22 protein-coding genes are annotated in these 21,998 nt (G+C 69.8%); 8 read left to right on the top strand and 14 right to left on the bottom strand.

All coding sequences use genetic code 11. The features are described from left to right. The first annotated feature begins 118 nt into the window (after positions 1–118). Together ABIA36_RS08900 and ABIA36_RS08895 are read left to right on the top strand one after the other, a co-directional pair. Complete coding sequence (locus ABIA36_RS08900) at positions 119–442, top strand: hypothetical protein (protein ID WP_369961941.1); 324 nt, start codon at positions 119–121, stop codon at positions 440–442. Beyond that, on the top strand, positions 439–639 hold the full coding sequence (locus ABIA36_RS08895) for a hypothetical protein (RefSeq protein WP_369961940.1): 201 nt from the start codon (positions 439–441) through the stop codon (positions 637–639). The genes ABIA36_RS08900 and ABIA36_RS08895 overlap by 4 nt, the downstream gene beginning before the upstream one ends. Positions 640–675: 36 nt before the next feature. On the opposite strand, the gene ABIA36_RS08890 is transcribed toward ABIA36_RS08895, so the two are convergent. Both ABIA36_RS08890 and ABIA36_RS08885 read right to left on the bottom strand, forming a co-directional pair. Continuing rightward, complete coding sequence (locus ABIA36_RS08890) at positions 676–954, bottom strand: hypothetical protein (protein ID WP_369961939.1); 279 nt, start codon at positions 952–954, stop codon at positions 676–678. 262 nt (positions 955–1,216) lie between these two features. Then, positions 1,217–2,899 (bottom strand): hypothetical protein, encoded by a 1,683-nt coding sequence (locus ABIA36_RS08885; RefSeq protein WP_369961938.1) that lies wholly within the window; start codon positions 2,897–2,899, stop codon positions 1,217–1,219. A gap of 267 nt (positions 2,900–3,166) precedes the next feature. Here ABIA36_RS08885 and ABIA36_RS08880 point away from each other — a divergent pair, with 267 nt between their 5' ends. Both ABIA36_RS08880 and ABIA36_RS08875 read left to right on the top strand, forming a co-directional pair. Beyond that, positions 3,167–4,663: a glyceraldehyde-3-phosphate dehydrogenase gene (locus ABIA36_RS08880; protein WP_369961937.1), complete on the top strand. Its 1,497-nt coding sequence runs from the start codon at positions 3,167–3,169 to the stop codon at positions 4,661–4,663. Between the two features lie 110 nt (positions 4,664–4,773). Then, positions 4,774–6,582, top strand: coding sequence for a DEAD/DEAH box helicase (locus tag ABIA36_RS08875; protein ID WP_369962100.1), 1,809 nt, complete (start codon positions 4,774–4,776; stop codon positions 6,580–6,582). 43 nt (positions 6,583–6,625) lie between these two features. Here ABIA36_RS08875 and ABIA36_RS08870 read toward each other — a convergent pair whose 3' ends face one another. Next, positions 6,626–7,513, bottom strand: a complete 888-nt coding sequence (locus tag ABIA36_RS08870) for an NmrA/HSCARG family protein (RefSeq protein WP_369961936.1) — start codon at positions 7,511–7,513, stop codon at positions 6,626–6,628. Between the two features lie 22 nt (positions 7,514–7,535). Further along, positions 7,536–7,799: a hypothetical protein gene (locus ABIA36_RS08865; RefSeq protein ID WP_369961935.1), complete on the bottom strand. Its 264-nt coding sequence runs from the start codon at positions 7,797–7,799 to the stop codon at positions 7,536–7,538. An 87-nt stretch (positions 7,800–7,886) separates the two neighbouring features. Between ABIA36_RS08865 and ABIA36_RS08860 the strand changes: the two genes are divergently transcribed. After that, entirely contained in the window at positions 7,887–8,708 is an 822-nt protein-coding gene (locus ABIA36_RS08860) for an aldo/keto reductase (protein WP_369961934.1), read from the top strand. Between the two features lie 44 nt (positions 8,709–8,752). Here the strand turns inward: ABIA36_RS08860 and ABIA36_RS08855 are convergent, their stop codons facing one another. The 7 genes from ABIA36_RS08855 to ABIA36_RS08825 all read right to left on the bottom strand — a co-directional run bounded on the left by ABIA36_RS08855 (position 8,753) and on the right by ABIA36_RS08825 (position 16,068). Beyond that, positions 8,753–9,673, bottom strand: coding sequence for a carbohydrate ABC transporter permease (locus ABIA36_RS08855; protein WP_369961933.1), 921 nt, complete (start codon positions 9,671–9,673; stop codon positions 8,753–8,755). Continuing rightward, positions 9,670–10,545, bottom strand: coding sequence for a carbohydrate ABC transporter permease (locus ABIA36_RS08850; protein WP_179604314.1), 876 nt, complete (start codon positions 10,543–10,545; stop codon positions 9,670–9,672). The genes ABIA36_RS08855 and ABIA36_RS08850 overlap by 4 nt, the downstream gene beginning before the upstream one ends. Positions 10,546–10,678: 133 nt before the next feature. Next, positions 10,679–11,932 (bottom strand): ABC transporter substrate-binding protein, encoded by a 1,254-nt coding sequence (locus ABIA36_RS08845; protein ID WP_369961932.1) that lies wholly within the window; start codon positions 11,930–11,932, stop codon positions 10,679–10,681. Positions 11,933–12,036: 104 nt separating this feature from the next. Next, a complete protein-coding gene (locus ABIA36_RS08840; RefSeq protein WP_369961931.1) occupies positions 12,037–13,887 on the bottom strand; it encodes a glycoside hydrolase family 2 protein in 1,851 nt (616 codons plus the stop codon). Between the two features lie 75 nt (positions 13,888–13,962). Beyond that, the gene (locus tag ABIA36_RS08835) at positions 13,963–15,015 is read right to left on the bottom strand and encodes a LacI family DNA-binding transcriptional regulator (protein ID WP_369961930.1); all 1,053 of its coding nucleotides are present in this window, start codon (positions 15,013–15,015) and stop codon (positions 13,963–13,965) included. A 90-nt stretch (positions 15,016–15,105) separates the two neighbouring features. Then, positions 15,106–15,393, bottom strand: a complete 288-nt coding sequence (locus ABIA36_RS08830) for an EamA family transporter (RefSeq protein WP_369962099.1) — start codon at positions 15,391–15,393, stop codon at positions 15,106–15,108. A gap of 3 nt (positions 15,394–15,396) precedes the next feature. Continuing rightward, positions 15,397–16,068 (bottom strand): EamA family transporter, encoded by a 672-nt coding sequence (locus tag ABIA36_RS08825; protein WP_369961929.1) that lies wholly within the window; start codon positions 16,066–16,068, stop codon positions 15,397–15,399. Positions 16,069–16,184: 116 nt separating this feature from the next. On the opposite strand from ABIA36_RS08825, the gene ABIA36_RS08820 reads away from it, so the two are divergent. Together ABIA36_RS08820 and ABIA36_RS08815 are read left to right on the top strand one after the other, a co-directional pair. After that, on the top strand, positions 16,185–16,736 hold the full coding sequence (locus tag ABIA36_RS08820) for a CGNR zinc finger domain-containing protein (RefSeq protein WP_369961928.1): 552 nt from the start codon (positions 16,185–16,187) through the stop codon (positions 16,734–16,736). 2 nt (positions 16,737–16,738) lie between these two features. Further along, positions 16,739–17,830, top strand: coding sequence for a LacI family DNA-binding transcriptional regulator (locus ABIA36_RS08815; RefSeq protein WP_369961927.1), 1,092 nt, complete (start codon positions 16,739–16,741; stop codon positions 17,828–17,830). Here the strand turns inward: ABIA36_RS08815 and ABIA36_RS08810 are convergent. Together ABIA36_RS08810 and ABIA36_RS08805 are read right to left on the bottom strand one after the other, a co-directional pair. Further along, positions 17,784–19,991, bottom strand: a complete 2,208-nt coding sequence (locus ABIA36_RS08810) for a S1 family peptidase (RefSeq protein ID WP_369961926.1) — start codon at positions 19,989–19,991, stop codon at positions 17,784–17,786. The genes ABIA36_RS08815 and ABIA36_RS08810 overlap by 47 nt on opposite strands. A gap of 93 nt (positions 19,992–20,084) precedes the next feature. Next, entirely contained in the window at positions 20,085–20,651 is a 567-nt protein-coding gene (locus ABIA36_RS08805; protein WP_369961925.1) for an isochorismatase family protein, read from the bottom strand. A 72-nt stretch (positions 20,652–20,723) separates the two neighbouring features. On the opposite strand from ABIA36_RS08805, the gene ABIA36_RS08800 reads away from it, so the two are divergent. Then, complete coding sequence (locus tag ABIA36_RS08800) at positions 20,724–21,170, top strand: MarR family winged helix-turn-helix transcriptional regulator (protein WP_369961924.1); 447 nt, start codon at positions 20,724–20,726, stop codon at positions 21,168–21,170. Between the two features lie 62 nt (positions 21,171–21,232). On the opposite strand, the gene ABIA36_RS08795 is transcribed toward ABIA36_RS08800, so the two are convergent. After that, positions 21,233–21,826, bottom strand: a complete 594-nt coding sequence (locus tag ABIA36_RS08795) for a hypothetical protein (RefSeq protein ID WP_369961923.1) — start codon at positions 21,824–21,826, stop codon at positions 21,233–21,235. Positions 21,827–21,998: the final 172 nt, after the last annotated feature.

The following is a 21,998-nucleotide window of genomic DNA, read 5'->3' as shown; positions in this document are numbered from 1 at the left end:
CCCAGCTCGTGACTTTCGCCTGTCTTGGGTTCATCGCGATCAGCAGCTGGGCAGCCTACCTCTACTACCGTCGGCACCCGGATGGCGAGCACGCTCCCGCCGATGAGCGGGACGCAAAGTGAACGACGACCCTGACGGCGAGCCCGCTCCCGACCCGTCAGTGGACGGCGAGCACCTGGTGGAGACTCCGGCGGTCGGTATTGCAAGGCGGGAGATCCGGGCCGCCTGGGGTCTTCTTGGGGTGGCGGCGGTCGCGTTGGCTGTCGGCGTCGTCGTTGAGGTATTCATCTTGCCTGTGCCGCACTCTGGTTGGCATGGGATCGCGGTCGGCCTGCTGACTTCTGGTGGGCTCCTCATCTTTCAGGGCGTGCCGAAGGTCCGTAACGGCCGCGCCACGCTCCGCGACGAGCTCAGACGGCAGCACGGTGAGGGGACAGAGTGAATCGACGCAGTTGGGTGCTCCCGTGGACTTCGACGTCCGCGCTCCTGTTCGGCGTCTTCGCGGTCATCACGGCGTTCGCGTTACCTCCGAAGACCGGCGGGATCGGGGTTGAACCGCTGATCATCGGAATCGTCCTCATCGGCGCCGGCGTCGTAGGATTCGTCATCTTCGCTAGGCACAGACGAGGGCGCGGCTGACGCTCCTCGCGATGCGCGATCTGCGCCGACGAGACCCTAGTCGTCACTGCGACCACTGTCGGTTCGGCCGTCCCGGCCGCTCCGGGGGCGGTTGCGCTTGTGCCAGGCGACGCTTGCCCATGCGGCCGCGCCGAGAACAAGCCAGCTCACCCCTACCAGGAGATTCCACCATCTGCCGGTGACGAACCAGCTCACGAGGAAGACGCCGCCGGCCAGCGGGTAGAAGATACCCATGAATAGGGCGTAACCGCGGGTGTTGCTGACGAGCCACCACGGATTCGACGCGCGCACGTCATCCGCATGGATCGATCTCATCGGAGGGAAGCCTCCATTTTCGTCGCGGTCGTCGGATGGCCGGGGTCCTGCCACGGTTATGTCACCGCCCGCGCCGTCGAACAAGCAGTGCCGCCCCGACTGCGACGGCGAACAGGATGGTGATCGCCAGAGGCAACGCGGGCCACGCGCCCGGCAAGAGCACGAAGGCCCCGCCAGCGGCGAGGACCGTCACGCTCACGGTTGTCCCCCATCCTCGAGTTCGGATTTCGCCCGCCGGTGTGTCCGGAAGTAGACAAGACTTTCAAACCCGGAGGTGTGGGCGGCGCAGCGGAGTGCGCCGTCCGCGCTTGGGTGTGGCCGGGCTCTTCCCGAAAATGGCCTGTGCGAGGTCGAGCACATGGCTTGCGATGCCGACCACGTGGTAGTCGTCGGTCAGTCGAGGGATCGGTTCGCTCACTAGGGTGTCCCGCGCGATCAGCGCGTCAAAATTTATCTGCGGGCGAACGCGACCATCGCCCGGTCGGACACCAGCCACGTCGGCCATGACCCGCACCACGTTCTCCGCGAGCAGGCCGTACGCGATGGTGGTGGGATGAACGCCGTCGAGAGAGAAGAGGCCTCCTTGGGTTCGGCCGTGCTTGTCTTCCAGGAAGAACCTACTGTCGGGTCGTGGCGACAGTGCAAGCAGCGCCGGCGGTAGGGGGTCGGGGTGACGGGTCCACCATGTCGGCTGCGACTGGGGACTGTCCTGGTATCGCCGGTAGGCAAGCAGATCCAGGAGACCGCACAGGTCGACGAGCAGCCAGTCTCGCGGGTCTGCCGGGTCGGTTCGAGCCGCGTGCACCATCTTCTTGATCGCCCAGTTGTATTGGTCGATTGCCGCATCGATTGCTCGCGCATCATCTGCGGTCAGACACGGGTCCTGGTTTCCATTGAACCCGTCACTGAGCCACGGGTGCGTGTACCGAACGAAGTATCTCGAGTCGGGGGGTTTCTGCCCGATGCCGTGAAGGAGCGGCACGATCGTCACGTGCGGAACCGTCATCCATATGGTGTGCGCCGCGTTCACCCGCTTCACCTCGTCGGCAAGCCGGCCGAGCTCTATTTCGAAATGCTCCGGCGTCCAGACGTTGAACTTGCTCTTGCGATCGACGTTGTCGAAGCCCTCCTTGCTCCAGTGGATCTTGAGTTCACCGATGCTGCGGAGCGCGTTGTTGGCACCCAACTCCACGACCAGAGTCTCGATTCCTGCACCATTGTTTTCAGCGCCGAGTGATTGGGCAGCGGCGATCTGGGTGGTGGCACTGTCGCCCAGTTTGCCTCCGGAGAGGGTGATCAGAGCGGAGCGCTCTTGGGCGTGAGCGACCAAGAACCGTGACGGGTTACTCGTGTCCTTCACCTGCTCGCGGCACCATTCTCGTGACGCGGAGAGGCAGTCTCGGATGTCGAAGCCCCAACAGGCAAGATTCTCGTAGGCCGGGTCCTGACCACCGTTGCGTCGGTCGAGTTCGGCGTCGGTCCAGTATGTCTGCACCTGCTTAGCGAGGCTTCTCGCCTGCAGCAATTCCGGTATCCAGGTGTACCACTTGATCCCCGGGAACGCTTCGTTGAGTGAGCGGGCCAGGCCCTCGAGGTTCAGCGGCATTCCAGGCACGTGTCTCGGATCGGCGAATACGGGATGGGTGATGCCGAAGCCGAACGCCTCAGCAGCCAGGACGGGCCACGAATGATCCGTGTTGAAGATGGCGAAGGATTGGAAGCCTTGGCTGATGGAACCCCCGATCACGACGAGCCGGTGGGGGCGACTGGATCCGTCCGGCGGTGCTGTGGCGAGTTTCGTACCGAGATCGGCCTGTTCCACCGTGAGCGGCTCGGGCGCCTCGCTGCGAATATGCAGGCCTTGCTCCCGGTACTTCTCCGCTACCACCTCGGGAGGAGGTTCTTGCCACAGCCGGTCCGGGTTGTCGTTCTCCGCTTCTTCCATCGTTCTCGTCCTTCCCCGCGACAAGAGGGGATTGTGGCAGACGCAGCGTTCTACGGCAAGAGTTTCTGAGTGTTTCTCATGTTTGCATACACGCGGCACCCCGCGCCAACCCACACGCTTCTTGCCGCACGCGAAAGATCGCGGAAACTTTCAGTGCCAAGGCGCACCAAGAACAGCCATTCACCCACTACCGTCGCAATGCGGGCGACCTCCGCACCTGACGAACAGACGCGTCCATCCGACGCGGAAGGGCCCTGAGTACCGAGCGTGACCACCTTCAACACCGACCACCCGCACGCCTTCGAGTCCCACCGCGCGGCGTGGGTCGAGCGGGAGGTGCAGGCCGAGCAGCTCATCCCGCTCATCGGGCGCCTCTACCGCGACCATGGCGTGGTCACCTCCATCCACGGCCACCGGCTGATCAACCTGTCCGCCACCGGGGTCATCGCGGTGCACGACCGGGCGCGCGAGCTCGGGCATGAGGAGCTGACGCTGAGGGAGACGTCCGCCGTGCTCACCGCGCTGCTGGCGAACGCGCCGGCGCCGGCCTCCATCGACGTCGCGCGGCTCGCCATGTCGGTGCGCGGGCTGGACGACGGCGACGTGAAGGCCCGGGTGCGGGCGGAGCTCGACGGCGCGCACAACGCCCCCGCGGCGGGGCCGACCGACGTGGTGCTCTACGGCTTCGGCCGCATCGGGCGGCTGCTCGCGCGCATCCTCATCAACCACGCCGGCAACGGCAACGGGCTGCGCCTGCGGGCCATCGTGGTGCGTCGAGGGTCGGACAACGACCTCGACAAGCGCGCCAGCCTCCTCGCCCGCGACTCGGTGCACGGGCCGTTCCCCGGGTCCGTCACGGTCGACGCCGAGAACGATGCGCTGGTCGCGAACGGGACGCGCATCCAGGTCATCTACTCCGACGACCCGACGAACGTGGACTACACCGCCTACGGCATCCGCGACGCGATCGTGGTCGACAACACCGGCCGCTGGCGGGACGAGGCCGGGCTCGCGCAGCACCTGGCCAGCCCGGGCGTTGCGCGGGTCCTGCTCACGGCTCCCGGCAAGTCGCCGCTGAAGAACATCGTGCACGGCATCAACGACGACACGATCACCGAGGCCGACCGCATCGTCTCGGCGGCCTCCTGCACCACCAACGCGATCACCCCGGTGCTCAAGGCGCTCCAGGACGCCTACGGCATCGCGCGCGGGCACGTGGAGACGGTCCACTCCTTCACCAACGACCAGAACCTCACCGACAACTTCCACAAGGGCGACCGGCGCGGGCGGTCGGCGGTGCTCAACATGGTCATCACCGAGACCGGGGCGGCGAAGGCGGTCGCCAAGGCGCTGCCGTCGCTCGCGGGCAAGCTCACCGGCTCCAGCATCCGGGTCCCCACCCCGGACGTGTCGCTCGCGATCCTGAACCTGACGCTGGAGCGGCCGGCGACGAAGGAGCAGGTCAACGACTACCTGCGCCGGGTGTCGCTGCACTCCACGCTGCGCCAGCAGATCGACTATGTGGAGTCCCCGGAGGTCGTCTCCAGCGACTTCGTCGGGTCGCACCGGGCCGGCATCGTGGACGGCCTCGCCACCATCGCGGACGGGACCAACCTGGTGCTATACGTCTGGTACGACAACGAATACGGCTACTCCTGCCAGGTCGTCCGGGTGCTCGAGCGGATGGCGGGAACGCATCCGGCGGTCGTCCCGCCGCGCGCGGAGGTGCGCTTGCGGGAGGTGGCGACTACCGTTCAAGGGTGAGCACGCCCGAGAACGACCCCGCCGAGACCACCGACACGACCGAGACCGAGGCCGCAGGTGCCCCCACGGGAGACGCCGCCGAGACGGAGGCCTCCCTCACCTTCTCCGACCTGGGACTCGACCCGCACGTCCTGAAGGCGCTGAAGGACGTCGGCTACGAGACCCCGTCCGCCATCCAGGCGGCGACCATCCCGCTGCTGCTGGAGGGCCGCGACGTCGTCGGCCTCGCCCAGACCGGCACCGGCAAGACGGCCGCGTTCGCCCTCCCGATCCTGTCGCGGCTCGACCTCTCGCAGAAGATCCCGCAGGCGCTCGTCCTCGCGCCGACGCGCGAGCTGGCCCTCCAGGTCGCGGAGGCGTTCGAGAGCTACGCCGCCCACATGAAGGGCGTGCACCTGCTGCCGGTGTACGGCGGCCAGGGCTACGGGGTGCAGCTCTCGGCGCTGCGGCGCGGCGTCCACATCGTGGTCGGCACGCCCGGCCGGATCATGGACCACCTCGACAAGGGGACGCTCGACCTCTCCGAGCTGCGCTACCTCGTGCTGGACGAGGCCGACGAGATGCTGAAGATGGGCTTCGCCGAGGACGTGGAGACGATCCTCGCCGACACCCCGGACGACAAGCAGGTGGCACTGTTCTCGGCGACGATGCCGGCGCAGATCCGCCGCATCTCCAAGAAGTACCTGCACGATCCCGAAGAGGTCACGGTCAAGACCAAGACCACGACCTCCCCCAACATCACCCAGCGCTACCTGGTCGTGTCGTACCCGCAGAAGGTGGACGCGCTCACCCGCATCCTCGAGGTCGAGAACTTCGAGGGGATGATCGTCTTCGTCCGCACCAAGAACGAGACGGAGACGCTGGCCGAGCGGCTGCGCGCCCGCGGCTACTCGGCCGCGGCGATCAACGGCGACGTCGCGCAGGCCCAGCGCGAGCGGACGGTCGACCAGCTCAAGTCGGGCAAGCTCGACATCCTGGTGGCCACGGATGTGGCGGCGCGCGGCCTCGACGTCGAGCGGATCAGCCACGTCGTCAACTTCGACATCCCGGTCGACACCGAGTCGTACGTCCACCGCATCGGGCGTACGGGCCGCGCGGGCCGCAGCGGAGCGGCGATCAGCTTCGTCACCCCCCGCGAGCGACGGCTGCTGACCGCCATCGAGAAGGCCACCCGCCAGCCGCTCACGCAGATGCAGCTCCCGAGCGTGGACGATATCAACGTCACCCGCCTCGCCCGCTTCGACGACGCCATCACCGCGGCGCTCGGGCAGGACGAGCGGATCGCGCGGTTCCGCGACATCATCGGGCACTACGTGGAGCACCACGATGTTCCGGAGGCCGACGTGGCCGCGGCGCTCGCGGTCGTGGCGCAGGGCGACGAGCCGCTGCTGCTGGACGAGAACGACGCGCTGGCGCGGAGCGTCGAGCGGGACGGGCGCGACACCCGCTCCGCCGGACGCGACGACCGGGGCGGCCGGGGCGAGCGCGGGGAGCGGGGCGAGCGGGGCGCGCGGCGCGAGCGCAGCGACAAGCCGATGGCCGCCTACCGCATCGAAGTCGGCAAGCGGCAGAAGGTGGAACCGCGCCAGATCGTCGGCGCGCTCGCCAACGAGGGCGGCCTCAGCCGGGAGGACTTCGGCCACATCCGGATCATGCCGGACTTCTCGGTCGTGGAGCTGCCGGCGGACCTCCCGGCGGACACCCTGAGCCGCCTGTCGGACACCCGGATCAGCGGCAAGCTCATCGAGATCCGGCCGGACCGTGGGCCCGGTGCGCGGCGCGAGCGCGGCCAGTGGGAGGAGCGGCGACCGCGGGAGCGCCGTGACCGGGACGACCGCCCGGCCCGGTACGACCGTGACGACCGGCCGTCCCGCAATGACCGCGACGAGCGGCCGCCCCGCAAGCCACGGCACCGCTGAGGCCGCAGGATTCCGCGAACCCGGTGACGGCGGCTGGGGACTCCTAGCCGCCGTCGCTTCCCGGTCTCCACCCCGACTGCGCCAGCCACGCGTCGAGGTCAAGCAGCTCCGGGTCGATCTCCCGCGTCGTGGCGAAGTCGGCCTGGTACGCGGGCGTCTCGGCGAACCACCGGAACATCTGCGCCATGTCCCCGAACGGAGCGACGGCCTCCAGTGGCAGCGCCTCGTAGCGCGCGGGCAACCCGGCGTGGAGGCCGACCGCCTCCGCGATGTCGTCCCCGGTCAGGCGGTCGCCCGCGATCTCCAGGCTCGCTCCCTCCACGGGCGTACCGCCCAGCAGGATGGCCGCGGCGACCCGACCGATGTCGCGCACCGCGACCATCTCCAGTGGGACGTGCGGCGGCAGCGCCATCCGGACGACGACCCGGCGGTCCTCGACGCTCACCGACCGGGCGGCGAGGTTGTCCATGAAGAACACCGGCCGGATGATCGTGCGGTGCAGCCCGAGCGCGTCGAGGTGCTCCTCGACGCGGCGCTTGCTCTCGAAGTGCGGGATGCCCGTGTGCCGCTCGGCGCCGCCGACCGAACTGAAGACAAAGTGCGGCACCCGGGCGCGGGCAGCCGCGTCGGCGGCGGCGATCCCGGAGGCCGTCTCGTGCTCGATCCCGCCGCGCGGCGTGGTCATCGCGAAGGCGGCGTCCACACCCGCGAAGAGCCGGTCGAGGGACACCGCGTCGTCCAGGTCACCCGCCGACAGCTCCACCCCGCGGTCGGCGAGGCTCCGGGCGCCGGCCGCGCCGGGATCGCGCACGAGGGCGCGGACGCGGGCACCGCGCTCCAGCAGCGCGTCGACCACGGAGCCGCCCTGGCGGCCGGTGGCGCCGATCACCGCGACGAACGGCGCGGCCGACGGGATGCGATCGGTGGTCATGGTGTGCTCCTCGCCGGATCCGTCATCCGCGCGCGTTGTCCTCCACGATGTGCCGGACGGCGCCGACCGCCAGGTGCAGCATCCCGCCGAGCACCCCGAGCACGCCGAGCCGGTTGCCCCAGGCGAACACCTCCGCGGCTCCGGCGGCGTCGGTCGCGCGGATGGCGAAGCCGACGAAGTACAGGACGATCGCGCTGATCAGCGCGACGACGTAAATGGTCACGAGGACGGTGATCGCGAGGTTCGGCGTCCGGCGGGTCTTCGGCCTGCGCTCATCAGTGGACATGGCTCGGATGCTACCCACGGCACCGAGCCGCCGGCAACGACGGGGGGCTACCATGACCGGCATCCGCCCCGCGAAAGGAGCCCCCTCATGCCTGTCCTCACCGAAACCTTCGCCCTGTCCAACGGCGTCGAGATCCCGAAGGTCGGGTTCGGCACCTGGCAGATCCCGGCCGGCCCCCTCACCTACGACGCGGTGCGGACGGCGCTCGACGTCGGCTACCGGCACATCGACACAGCGCGCGCCTACGGCAACGAGGAGAGCGTCGGACGGGCGGTGCGCGACAGCGGCCTGGCGCGCGAGGACGTCTTCATCACCACCAAGTGCCCGGCGGAGGTGAAGGACGCCGCGGGTGCACGCCACGCGTTCGAGCGGTCGTCCGAGCTGCTGGACCTCGGCCCGATCGACCTCTACCTCATCCACGCGCCGTGGCCGTGGAACCACCAGGGCAGCGACCACCGCGCCGGGAACATCGAGGTCTGGAAGGTGTTCGAGGAGCTGTACGACGCCGGGCGGACGCGCTCCATCGGCGTGAGCAACTTCGTCGTGGCCGACCTGGAGTCGCTCATCGCCGGGACGAGCGTGGTGCCGCACGCCGACCAGATCCGCTGGTTCGTCGGGCACACGCAGCCCGAGACGACCGCCTACTGCCAGGAGCGCGGCATCCTCGTGGAGGGCTACTCGCCGCTCGCGACCGGACGGCTCATCGGGGACGAGGATATCGAGCTGATCGCGGAGAAGTACGGCAAGACCGGCGCGCAGGTGAGCCTGCGGTACGTGCTGCAGAAGGGCGTCCTCCCGCTGCCGAAGTCCACGACGCCGCACCGGATCGCGGAGAACGCCGACCTCGACTTCGAGTTGAGCGCGGAGGATATGGCAGTGCTGGACGCGATGGAGGCGCGAGGGCGCTGAGCCTCCCCGCGGCCGCTGGACGCTGAGGTGGGTGTGGGGCGCGCCTACTTCCCCGCCCCCACCGCGATCCCCGCGACGACGTACCGCTGCAGCGCGAGGAACACGATGAACAGCGGCAGCACGCCGAGCACGAGCGTCGGCAGAAGCTGCTCGGGGCTCATCGTGTGCGTGCCGATCGTCGCGTAGACCGCGAGTGTGACCGTCTGCTTGTCGTCCGACGAGAGCAGCACGAGCGGCAGGATGAGGTCGTTCCACACCTGGAGGATGACGAAGATCGCCAGCGTTGCCGTCGCCGGGCGCAGCAGCGGGAAGACGATCCTCCAGTAGGTGCGGATCAGCCCGGCGCCGTCGACGGCCGCGGCCTCCTCCAGCTCCGGCGGCACGGTGCGCAGGAAGCCCGCGAAGAAGAACACGGCGAACGGCATGATCGTGGCGGTGTACGCGAGCACGATGCCGATGTAGCTGTCGAGCAGGTGGAGTTTCTGCATCACCTCGTAGAGCGGGGTGAGGACGACGAAGATCGGGATCGTCAGCCCCGAGACGAAGACCTGGTACAGCGTGCGGGTCCAGCGCCGGGTGTGCCGCACGATCGCCCAGGCCGCGAGGGAGGCCGCGAACACGGTGATGACCGCGGTCGCGAGGGTGATGATGAGCGTATTCCCGACGCTGCGCAGGTAGTGCATGTTCTGGAACGCGTTGACGTAGTTCTGGACGTCGATCGGGCTCGGGAGGGCGAACGGGTTCGACGGCGACGAGTTCCCGTGCTGCAACGACACCATCACGAGCACCCAGATCGGCGTGAGGACCACGGCCGTGAAGGCGAGCAGGATGACGGAGGCGATGACCGTCGACGCGCGGCTGCGGAAGCGGCGGGAGCGGAACCGCGGAGCGCGGGCAGAGTGGCCCTCCGGCGTGGCGCGGTCGTCGCGGGCGGCCTCGGTCTCCTGGCTGATGAGTGCGGTCATGCGAGGTCGGCCTCCCGTCGGCGCAGCAGCGTCGCCTGCGTGACGCCCACGACGATCGTGAGGATCAGCAGCAGGACGGCGAGCGTCGTGCCGTAGGCGAACTGGTAGTTCGCGAAGCTGTTGTTGTAGATGACGAGGCTCAGCGTCTGCGTCGCGTCCTCGGGGGCGCCCTGCGTCATGATGAACGGCAGGTCGAACACGCGCAGCGACCCGATGACGCTGAGCGTGATGTTGATCGTGAAGGACGGCGCGAGCAGCCGCCAGTCGATGCTCCAGAACCGGCGCCAGCCCGCGGCGCCGTCCAGGTTCGCGGCCTCGATGAGCGCCGGGTCGATCGCCAGGTAGTTGGCGAGGTAGATCGTTGCGGTGTAGCCGAGGAACATCCAGATGTAGATGGCGGCGATCGACATCAGCGCGGTGTGCGGGTCGCCGAGCCAGATCGGCTCGAGCCAGTGCAGGCCGAGGGCGTTCATGACGTCGTCGATCGGGCCTCCGAGCGGCGAGTACATGTACGACCACAGGTAGCCGACGGCCACGAAGGCCATCATCGCTGGCAGCAGGAGGCCGGCCCGCACGAAGTTGCGCACGCGCTCCAGCTTGAACAGCCAGAACGCGACGAGGAGGGCAAGGCCGTTCTGCACGATCACCACCACGATCGTGTAGACGATGGTGTTGCCGAGGGCGTGCAGGACGGTCGGGTCCGACAGCGCGTGCAGGTAGTTCTTCAGCCCGACGAAGTTGCCGCCGCTCGGCCCGATCGCGTCGGTGAAGCTGAGCTGCACGCCGCGGATCAGCGGGTAGATCACGAACACGGCGAAGATGAGGGCTGCCGGCGCGATCAGCACCATCGCGGAACGGCCACGGATTTGCATGGGGATCGCCTTTCGGGGCTGGGTGGTGCGGTGGTGCGGGTGCGGTGGTGCGTGGACTCCCGGCCGGGGAGGCGTGGGCGCTCCCCGGCCGGGACAGTGGTGACTACTTCGGCGGTGCTTACTTCGGCAGTGCTTACTTCGTCTTCGGGATCGTCTGGTCGAGCTGCTTCAGGAGCGTGCTCGTCGACTGCGTCGGGTCGTTGAAGAGCGCGGTGCCGACCTTCCAGAACTCCTGCTCGTAGGTCGGGAAGTGCAGGTACTCGATGGGCGACACCTGCGAGTGGCCGGCGTTGAAGGCGTCCACGTAGGCGCTCGCCTTCTCCATCGTCGGGCTCGGCACGTTCTTCAGCGTGGTGAAGGAGTTCTCCGCGGCCAGGTAGCGGCTGTCGTTGGCCGGGTCGGCCATGAACGCCACGTACTTCTTCGCGGCGTCGGTGTGCTGGCTCGCCGCGTTGACGCCCCAGCCGGAGCCGACGAAGGTCACGCCGTAGGGGCTGCTGCCCGCGTCGCCGCCGGGGAACGGGTTGAGCGAGAAGTCGAACTTCGCGTTCTGCTGGAAGTTCTGCAGCTCCCACGCGCCCATGATGGTGAAGGCCCACTTGCCGGCGGCGAAGTCGGCGTTGCCGGTGTTGAACGGCTCGATGCCGTTCATCAGCTTGCCGTCCACGTCACCCGAGGTCAGGAGCTGCTTGATGTGGTCGAAGACCGGGGTGAACGACGGGTTCCAGTTGGTCTTTCCCTCGTCGTAGCCCTGGCCCCACTTGGCGTCGACCAGGTTCGCGGCGAGCGCCAGCGAGAGCTGCTCGCTGGTCCAGCCGCCCTGGTCGGCGAGCAGGAGGCCCGGCTGGCCGGCGGCCTTCAGCTTCTGCAGCGCGTCCAGGAAGTCCGGCCAGGTCTGCGGCACCTGGCTGATGCCGGCCTTCTTCAGGATGTCGAGGTTCGCGTACAGGCCGATCGGGATGTTCTGCTGCGTGAAGGCATAGGTCTTGCCGTTGATCGCGCCGAACGGGGCGACGTTCGGGAGGATCTGCTTCACCCAGGACTGGTCGCTCAGGTCGGCGAGGTAGCCCTGCTTCTGCCACTGCTGGACACGGGTCGCGTTCGTCATCAGGACGTCGGCCGCGGTGCCGGCCGCGAGGCGGGTGTTGTTGTACTGGTCGTACTCGCCGTTGGCGACGTACTTGTAGTCGACCGTGATGTTCGGGTACTTCTTGTGGAAGTCGGCGTTGATCTGGGGGATGTCGGCGAGCTCGGTGCCGCCGCCCTCGAAGCCGACCACGGTCAGCGTGGTCTTGCCGTCGCTGGAGCCGCCTCCCGACGAGCAGCCGGCGAGCGCCAGCGCGACCGCCGAGACGGCGGCTGCGGCGAGGATCAATTTCTTGCGCATGGGTGTCCACTCCTTTGTGAGGTGCCTGGTGTTGTCAGGTGGTGCGTTGCGTACGGGGTGTTGCGGGATGGTGCGGGGGTGGTGGTGCGTGGCCGCGCCCCGGATCAGGGATCGAGGGGCGGGACGTCGTCGAGCTCGTAGGCCGCCGGTCGCGACTGGATGTCGCGCAGGAGCCGGAGGTCGAACTTCGGCACGCGCCGGAAGTCGAGCACGCCGTTCTTCTCCTGGAAGACGTCCGTGAGCTGGGTGAAGCAGTAGCCGAACATGCCGGCGTCGTCGAGCAGCGTGTCCACGAGCCGGCGGAACCGGTCGATCCACTCCTCGCGGGTGCGCGGCGCCTCGCCGTACCCCCAGGAGTCGTCGCCGCTGCGGTCGCTGTCCGACCACCAGATGCCGCCGAACTCGCTGCAGAAGTAGGGCTGCCCGGCATACGGGACCGACCACTCGGTGCCGTCGAGCGCCGTGTTGACGTACGGCCGGCCGTCGGCGAGGCCGCCCATGCGCTGTGCGAAGACGTCCGGGTCCTGCTCGTACAGGTGCGAGTCGTAGATGTCGGCTCCGGGCACGCGGTGCGAGTACCCGGACGCGTCGATCACCGGGCGTGTCGGGTCGATCGCCTTGGTGACCGCGTAGAGCGCCTTGGTGGCGTCGTCGAGGACGGTCAGCCGGTCGGTCATCGGCTGGAAGGTCTCGTTGAGCGGACACCAGCCGACGATCGACGGGTGCGAGAGGTCGCGGGTGAGCGCCTCCACCCACTCGGCCACGAAGGACAGCGTCGGCTCCTGCGGGCCGCCGGGGCCGACCTTGGCGCCCCAGTCGGCGAACTCGCCCCAGACCAGGTAGCCGAGCCGGTCGGCGTGGAAGAGGTAGCGCTCCTCGAAGACCTTCTGGTGGAGGCGGGCGCCGTTGAAGCCGGCCGCCATCCCGAGCTCGATGTCGGCCACGAGGGCGTCGTCGCTCGGCGCGGTCATCAGGGTGTCGGGCCAGTAGCCCTGGTCGAGGACGAGCCGCTGGAAGACCGGGCGGCCGTTGAGGAGGACGCGGCGGCCGTCGATGGCGATGGACCGCATCCCGGCGTAGCTGTCGAGGACGTCGACCACGGTCTCGCCGCGAAGCAGGGTGAAGCGGACGGTGTAGAGGTGCGGGTCCTCGGGCGACCAGGTGCGCAGGCGCTCGGCCGGGACCGGGAGGGTGAGCACGGGCTTCACCTGCGCCGTCACCTCGGTTTCGCGGGTGACGACGAGGCCGTCTGCGTCGCTGACGTCGACGCGAGCCGTGAGCCCTGCGGCCGGGGAGACGACGTCCAGCTCGACCGCGAACGACGACGACGCCAGGTCGGGACGGATGACGGGGCGGCCGAAGTGCGCCGGCGAGACGGGCTCCAGCCAGACCGTCTGCCAGATGCCGGTCGTGCGCGTGTAGAAGGCCTCGTAGTTCTCGGGACGGCGGGACTGCTTGCCGCGCGCCTGGATGGTGAGGTGGTCGTCCTCGGCCAGGACGGAGAGGGTGAAGGCGGCGCGGCCGGCGACCGCGTCCGTGATGTCGATCGTGAACGGGGTGAAGCCGCCGCGGTGGCGGCCGACCTCCGTGTCGTCCACCCAGACCGTGGTGTCGAAGTCGACCGCGCCGAAGTGGAGCAGGAGGCGGTCGCCGGCCCAGCCGGCCGGGACCTCGACCGTGCGCTGGTAGCGGACCGCGGGGTGGAACGTGGTGCTGCCGATGCCGGAGCGCTCCGACTCGGGGGCGAACGGGACGAGGATGTCGCGGTCGAGGGTCCAGTCGGTGGGGGCGTCCGCTGCCGCGACCGCGGCCGCGCCGAAACCGAAGCTCCACACGCCGTTGAGGTTCAGCCAGCGGTCGCGCACGAACTGCGGACGCGGGTACTCCGGGCGCGGCACGGCCCGCGCGACGGGAGCTTCGCCGTCCTGTTCGATTTCCCTCGATGCAAATGGCACGTTCAGGATGCTAGCGTGCAGTTTGCCTCGATGCAAACGGATATTGGAAAAAGTTCGGAATCGCGGCCCACTGCATCACCGGGCGGAGGAGGGAGGTGCGCCCGCACCTGACGCGCGCGACCCGTCGTCGGCGGACGGCGCGCTCTCCCGCACGACCAGCCGGTGCGGCCCCAGGAGTACCTCCGGCTCGAGCTTCTCGCCGGCGAGCCGCCGCACGATGCGATCGAGCGTCGTCTCCGCGAGCCACTGCTTGTCCGGGCTCACCGTCGTGAGCGACGGGATGGAGAAGCGGCCGTCCTCGATGTCGTCCCAGCCGACCACGGCCACCTGGTCGGGCACGGAGACACCCGCGTCATGCAGAGTCCGCAGCGCGCCGAGGGCGAGGGCGTCCGAGAAGCAGAAGATCGCGTCGAACCGTTCACCGCTGTCGAGCAGGCGGCGCATCGCGGCGGCGCCCTCCGGCCGGCGGAAGCCCTCCACGTATTCCACGATCTCGGGGAGGCCGAGGTCGGCGTGCGCACGGATCGCCGCGCGGTAGCCCTCGAGGCGCTGGGAGCTCGCGGCCCGGTGGCTGCGCTCGGCGCCGATTGCGGCGATGCGGCGGCGGCCCTGGCCGAGCAGGTGCTCCACCGCCTCCCGAGCCGCCAGGAAGTTGTCGATCATCACCTTGTCGTAACCCGGGAACTCATCCTCACCGAGGAACACGAGCGGACCCGCGGCGAGCGCCTCCAGGTCCTCCGCGCGCAGGGCGAGCGGGCTCAGCGCGAGGGCGTCGAAGAGCGAACCCCCGGCGGTGCGGCGCAGCAGGGCGAGCTCGCGCTCGCGGTCGCCGTCGGTCTGGTCGACGACGACGGTCAGACCGCGCTCGGCGCCGCCCTCGACGAAGGCGCGGGTGAGCTCGGCGAAGTAGGCGGTGTCGAGCTCCGGCAGCATCAGCCCGATGAGTCCGGACCGCCCCACCTTGAGGCTGCGCGCGAGCTCGCTCGGCTGGTACTCGAGCTCGTGGATGACGCGGAGGACGCGCTCCCGGGTCGCCGGCGCCACATGGTCGAAACCGTTGACGACGTTCGAGACGGTGCGGACGGAGACGCCCGCGGCCTCCGCTACCTCACGACGTGTCGCCGCCATGCTCCCCCGCTCGCAGTCCCGTGTGAATCGTGTGTTTGCCTCGTGGCAACGGGGCGCGATCATCCTAGCGGGGCGGGGGCGGCGAGTGCGCTACTGCGCCGGCACATCCTCCCCGAGAGGAGCCTCCACCAGCTCCACCACCCCGTCCCCCGACGCATCCGCCCGCACCAGCGCGATCCCCCCGAGGATCAGCGCGCCGCCCACGAGCTGCAGCGCGTTCAGCGACTCGCCCAGCAGCAGCCACGCGTAGAACGTCGCCGCCACGACCTCCAGCAGCCCGGCGAAGGAGCCCAGCCGCGAGCCGAGCATGTTCGCGGCGGTGATGCCCGAGGCGTATGCCAGCGCCGTCGCGAGGACGCCGACCACGGCGAGGGGCAGCCATCAGGGCGCTGGACCGCCGAAGAGCTGCACGTCGCGGGTGCTCACCACGAACGGGAGCAGTCCGGTCGCGCTCACGGCGGCCAGCGCCACGCCGCCGGCGAGCAGTCCGCCCGCTGCGAGGGCGACCGGCGGGAGGCCGTCGGAGGGGCGCGCGGCGATGATGTAGTAGCCGGCGCAGCCGAGCATCGCGGTCACCGCGAGGGCGACGCCGACGAGGTCGAGCGGCTTGCCTCCGCCGGGTGAGACGACCAGCAGCAGGCCGGCGATCGCGACCGCCGAGCCGGCCAGGACCACGGCCTTCGGCGCCCGGCGCGTGCGCGCCCAGACGAACAGCACCAGCACCACCGGCGCCAGGTACTCGATCAGGATGGCGGTGCCGACCGGGATGCGCTCGATGGCGGCGAAGTACAGCACCTGCGTCCCTGCCACGCCGACCAGGGCCATCCCGAGCAGGCGCCAGCGCCCCCGCCAGAGCGAGGCCCAGCGGCCACGCAGGGCGAGGATCGCGAACGGCGCCAGCACGACGCCGCCGATCAGCACGCGTGCGGTGACCGCGGCGGCCGGCGACCAGCCGCTCTCCAGCAGCGGCTTGATGAACGCGCCCGACAGACCGAACGACGCGGCGGCGACGACCGCGACGACGAGGCCTTTGGAGGTCTGGTTCAGTGCCATCGGAGGCCTCCTGCCGTATGCACGCGACGGGGTCCGTGCGGCGCGGAACAGGGCCGCGTCAGGACCGAAGTGGGTTATGATCCTGACGTGAGTACCGGGCGTAGTAAGGAGTCAACTTGCATTTTGCCCCTGACGCGGAAGACGCCCTCCAGTTCGCCGTCGTGCTGTGCAACACCGTCCCCACCGCCTCCCGCAGCGGGGAGGACGAGCTCGCCACTCCGGCCCAGCTCGTGGCGCTGATGCACGAGAACCGGTATTCGGGACGCATCGACGGCGACGAGGCCGAGCTGCAGCAGGTGCACGAGACCCGCGACCGCCTCCGCCGGGCATGGACGATGGAGCGCGACGACGCCGTCGCCGAGGTGAACGCCATGCTCGCCGACGCCCACGCCTCCCCCTACCTGATGCGGCACGACGGCTTCGACTGGCACCTGCACGCGACGTCGCTGGACGCGCCGCTCGCCGAGCGCATCCGGGTGGAGGTCGCGCTCGCGCTGGTCGACGTCATCCGCTCGAACGAGAACGACCGGCTGCGGAGCTGCGCCGCCTACGACTGCGACGGCCTGGTGCTCGACCTGTCCCGGAACGGGTCGAAACGGTTCTGCAGCGTACGCTGCGGCAACCGGATGAACATGGTCGCGTTCCGGGCGCGGCAGGAGGCCGAGTAGCGATGACCGATGACAAGCTCCCCACCATGCAGGCCGTCGCCGCGACGGCGGGAGTCTCGCTCGCGACCGTGTCGAACGTGCTGAACCAGCCGTCCCGCGTCGCGCCGGCCACCCGCGAGAAGGTGCGGGCGGCGATCGAGTCGCTCGGCTACATCCGCAACGCCGCCGCCCGCGACCTCAAGCGCAGCAGGAGCGACGGCATCGGGCTGATCGTCCCGGACATCCTCAACCGGCTCTTCGTCGACATGTCCCGCGGGGCGCAGATCACCGCGGGCCGGAAGGGCCTGAGCCTGCTGATGGCCAACGCGGTCTACGCGTTCGAGTCGTTCGACCCGCTGGTGGTGACGAACCAGCAGGACCAGTTCCTCGACTACTTCGCCGAGGAGCGCACCAGCGGCATCCTGTACGCGGCGATGAGCGACCCGACCGACGGGATCAACCGCATCCGCGGCCATGTGCGCCCCATCGTGGTGATCAACTACGACCAGCCCGGCGACTGGTGCTCGGTGCTGATGGACAACCAACAGGCCGGCCGGATCGCCGCAGAGCACCTGGCCAGGATCGGCGTGCGCCGGGTCTTCTACGTCTCGCCGCCCGACGCCGCCCAGCCCATCGCCGACCGGCGCCGCGGGGTCGCGGAGGCCGCGGCCGCCCTCGGCCTGGAGCTGACCGAGGTCACCACCGACGGGTTCGAGACGGAGCACGGGAGGTCGGCGATGGCCGCGCTCCTCGCCGACCGGAGCGACGCCGAGCGGTTCGCGTTCGTCGGAATCAACGACGCCCTGGCCCTCGGCGCGCTGAGCGTCCTCCGCCGGCACCCGGAGGTGCGCATCCCGGAGGACGTCGCGGTCATCGGGCTCGATGGCACCCACGACGGCGCCGACTCCGACTGGGTGAGCCTCACCTCCATCACCCTGCCGGGGTACCGGATGGGCGAGGAGGCGATCCGCCTGGTGCTGGACGAGGCGCAGCCGGGGCACCGGCACGAACGGCTGGTGCTGCCGGTGGGGATGCGGGTCGGGGCGAGCACGGTGCGCCCTGACTGCGTTAGGCCAGCGGACCCGTCGGGATCGTGGCGGCGAGCCCGGCGGTGACGTTGACGTAGCCGACCGATCCGCCGAGCTGCGAGAACCGGGCCATCGAGGCGATCGGCAACTTCTTCCCCGAGTCGAGCAGGAAGATCGAGCCGTTCGGCGTCCGGATGAACTTGGTCGCGGGCGAGCCGATCGAGAGCAGCGCGCAGGTGTACGAGTCGAGCGGGGTGTACACCAGCGGATAGAGCGGTTTCGTGCTCGCGTCCAGTGCCCGGAGGGTCCCCGCGGCCGCGACGTAGTCCGTCCCTCCGCAGGTGATCCCGTAGCCCATCGCGGCCCCGGCTGTGGGATAGCCGGCGAGCACGGCGCTGTCGACGACCCCGAAGCCGTTGATGCCAATGGACGTGGGGATGTCGAACGACGAGAAGGGGATCTTGTTGGTGAGGCCGTTCACGAGGTACACCGTCGCGTCGGCGGGACTGCGGACCAGTGTTCCGGAAGTGAGTGCCGTCGGGCCCACCCGGACGCCCGCGATGACGGACGCCGCGACGACACGGATGACCGGGCTCGCCCCCCGTGGCATGAGCGCGAGGAGCGCCCCCCACGAAGACACGGGCTTGATGTCCGTCGGGCCGACGATGTAAACCGTGCCGCTGGTCGCGGTCTTGATGAAGGAGCCGGTGGGATATCCAGGGATGAGCGGCCCGGTGGTCGGAGTCGGCGTGCCGGTCGGGGCCGGCGTGCCGGTCGGGGTCGACGTAGCGGTGGGGGTCGGCGTCCCCGCGACCGTGTAACTTCCGGTGGTCGCCGCCGAGCGGTTGCGGGTCCCCCATCCCGCGACGACCCGATAGGTGTGGGCCCCGGCCGCCTGCCCGGAGAGGGACACGCTCCACGCCCCCGACGTCGCGACGGCGGCGGTCCCGGCGGCCGCGCTCGCGCCGTCGACGTACACGGAGACCGAGTCCCCGGTCGCGACGTTCGGCAGGGAGCCGGTGAGGACGGTCGTGGACCCTGGCGTGACGCCGCTGACCGTGGGTGCGTCGACGGTGACCATGGGCTCCCAGCCGGTCTGCTGGCTGACGATGCTGTTCGCGTTGCCCTGCACCGGGTAGATCGCGGAGTAGCCGCCGGCGTCCGTGCATGCCGTGCTCGACCAGGTCCCGCTGGAGTTGACCCCGACGGCGTAGAAGCCGATCATCGCCGGGCCGCCCGAGTCGCCGTGGTACATGCACATGCTCGTCTGGACCGAGTTGACCGCCTGCCCGCTGCTGATGCCCTGCGAGTAGTTCACCCGCTGGACCGTCCCACAGGTCCAGCCGGTCGTGCGTCCGGACTTGCAGACGTACGCCCCGACCGTCGCGGTGATCGTGCCGCGCACGGCGATCGCGTTGCCGTCCCACGTCGAGACCTGCGGCTTCGGCGCCAGAGCAGGGTTGCTCACATCGATGAGCCCGGAGTCGTATCCGCTGCCGAATTGGAAGGAGTTGTACTCCAGATCGCCGATGGTCGAACCTGAGGTGCCCGTCTGGTTCGGCTGGCTCTGCACGTACCGCGTGGCGGTCACGGGAGCCGCTGGGACCGGCGAGTTCCCCAGCAGGCAGTGGCCCGCGGTCGCCACGGTCGCCGCGCCGGACGCGTTCCAGCCGTTGAAGCCCGTGGAGCAGATCGCGATCGACGAGCTGCCGACCGGCAGGTACCAGCCCGATCCGTTCACCAGGTCTTCGTAGGACGATGCCGTGGTCACGGCCGGAGGCGTCGGCGGCGTGGAGGAGGTAGGCTCTGCGCCCAGCGCGTGTGCGACCTCCTGCTGGTGGGCGTCGGCGGTGTGGACCTTCAGCACGCTGCCGTCCAACCACACCTGGGCAGGGTCGACGCCCGCCTTGGTGAGCGCGGCGATCGTTGCCGGGGCCGCGGCCGCCGCCTGCGCTCCGGCGAGGTACTGCTGCGGTGTGATGTGGAGATCGCGGCCGATCGCCGCCTTCAGCCCGTCGGGGAGCGTCGACGGGTCCGGGGACTGCGGAGATGCCTCCGATGGGGCGGTGGCCGGAGCGCTGGGCGCGACGGCCGCGGCGCTGGAGCCGCCGCCGCCGGCGGTGTGCGGGGACGACGGTGCGCCGGCGCGGACGCCGCCGGACGGACCGGCGCATCCCGCGAGAACCGTGGCCGCGACGGAGACCGCGACGATCACGGCCGCGGTCGTCGCGAGCCTTTTCGAACGCATCGGGCGCCTCCTCCGGCGGTGATCTCCTCCCAGGATCATACGGGTCGGTCCACCTGTCACCCCCGCGACGCCTTCAGCTCATCTGACTGTTCATCAGCGTCCGGCCAGCAGCTCCAGGACCTCCGCGGTCGTGCCGAGCTCGCCGAGCTTCGGGAACTGGTGGGCGATGGAGGCCTCGTGCGCCTCGAGCTTGTCGCTCATGGCGTCCGTGACGAACGCGACGTGGTAGCCCAGCTCGTACGCGGTGCGGGCGGTCGACTCGACGCCGGATGTGGTCGAGACGCCGGTGAGGACGATCTGGGTGGCGCCGGCGTCCTTCAGCTTCGCGTCGAGGTCGGTCGAGAGGAACGCGCCGAGCGTGCGCTTGGTCACCGTGATGTCGCTCGGCTGCTGGTCGAGCTCGGGGAGGAGCTTCGTCGCCTCGGCGGGGAGGGTGCCGCCACCGACACGTCCCGCCGCCTTGCTGCGCTCGGTACGTCCTGGCGCGCTGCCGGCGACGTTGACGAGCACGACCGGGAGCCCCTTCGCGCGGAACGCCGCGGCGAGCTCGGCGGAGTTGGCGACCACCTGCTCGATCGGGTGGGCGATGGGGTGGCCGAGGATGCCGGTCTGGAGGTCGATGACGACGAGGGCGGGGGTCTTTTCGAGCTCGATGCTCATGCGGGTCTCCTCTAACGTTCGCCGGCACAATCGTTTGTGTCGCTGACGATCAGCCTACGCTATGATTTCGGCATGTCCAGCGAGAGCCCGGCGGCCGGCGAACCGAGCGAAATCCTCGCGTACCTGTTCAAGCACGCCCTCCGTCGACTGCTCGCCCTCGCGGACGCCGCGCTCGAGCCGCACGGGCTGGACCGCAAGGAGTTCGGCGTCCTCCGGATGCTCGCCGCGCGCGAGCCGCTGTCGCAGCAGACGCTCGCCGGCCTCCTCGGCGTCGACCCGACCACGATGGTCGCGGTGCTCGACGCGCTGGAGGACAAAGGGATCGTGACCCGCCGGCCGGACCCGGCGGACCGGCGGCGCAACCAGATCGCGTTGACCGCGACGGGGCAGGCGACGAGCGCGGCGGCGGAGGCGGCGTATACGGCGGCGGAAGAGGAGTTCCTGGCGCCGCTCGGGGATGTGGACGGCGAACACCTGCGCGGGATGCTGCGACGGCTCGTACCGGGCGACGCCGCGTAGCGGACGTCGACGGCCGCGCCGTGGCGGCAGGTGCTCGGGCCTCAGGTGATCCCGAAGGGGCCCTAATCCGCCGCGTGAGACCGGTGGGCGAATCCCGCCACGAGTGACCCGCCTGCCATGAGCACCACGTCCGGAACGGCGAACCCGAAAGCCGAGGCGACCGGCTGCGCGAGGATCGCGACGACAGCGAGAACCACCGCGCAGAACCTCACCCGCACCCAGGCGCGAGCCGACAGGAGGGCCCGCACCCGGCCGACGCCCCGGGCGGGGTCACTGGCGATCCGGTACCCGGCGCCCGCGAACAGCCACGCGGCGACCAAGCCGTGGACGAACGGGAGCGAGAACACGGCGAGCGCCGCCAGCGTCACCGTCACGGAACGCCTGTGCCGGACGATGTCGGCGTCGTCCCAGCGCGTGTAGCTGCGGAAGCCGAAGACGGCCTGAACGGTCGCGGAGAGAACGACCAGGCCGGCGGTCGTGACGAGGTACGGCTTCACGGCCGGGACCGGGATGAACGCGGCGAGCGCGCCCGCCAGGAGAACGACGAGCAACGGCGGCAGCAGCCAGTCCGCGACCCTCAGCGGCACCCCGGGCGGCACGACGAGCGGCGCATCGTCGTGCGCTGCGTCCGGCTGCGGCGCATCCCCCTCGGTCACGCCGCGAGCTTAGTGCGCGGCCGCGCCTTCGGCGCACAAAGGAAGACACACCAGAAACTCCTGCCGAACACTGTTCGAAAGGAGTTGCTCGGGCGCGTCCCCGAAAAACTCCTTTGGACGCGGCGCGCACGCCACGCACACGAAAGGACCGAGGCCGCTTCGGGATTCCGAA

Source organism: Leifsonia sp. EB34 (assembly GCF_041260585.1).
In the GTDB taxonomy this organism is placed as follows: domain Bacteria; phylum Actinomycetota; class Actinomycetes; order Actinomycetales; family Microbacteriaceae; genus Leifsonia.
Note: the sequence above shows the minus strand (reverse complement) of the source record. Positions and strands in the feature narration are given on the sequence as shown.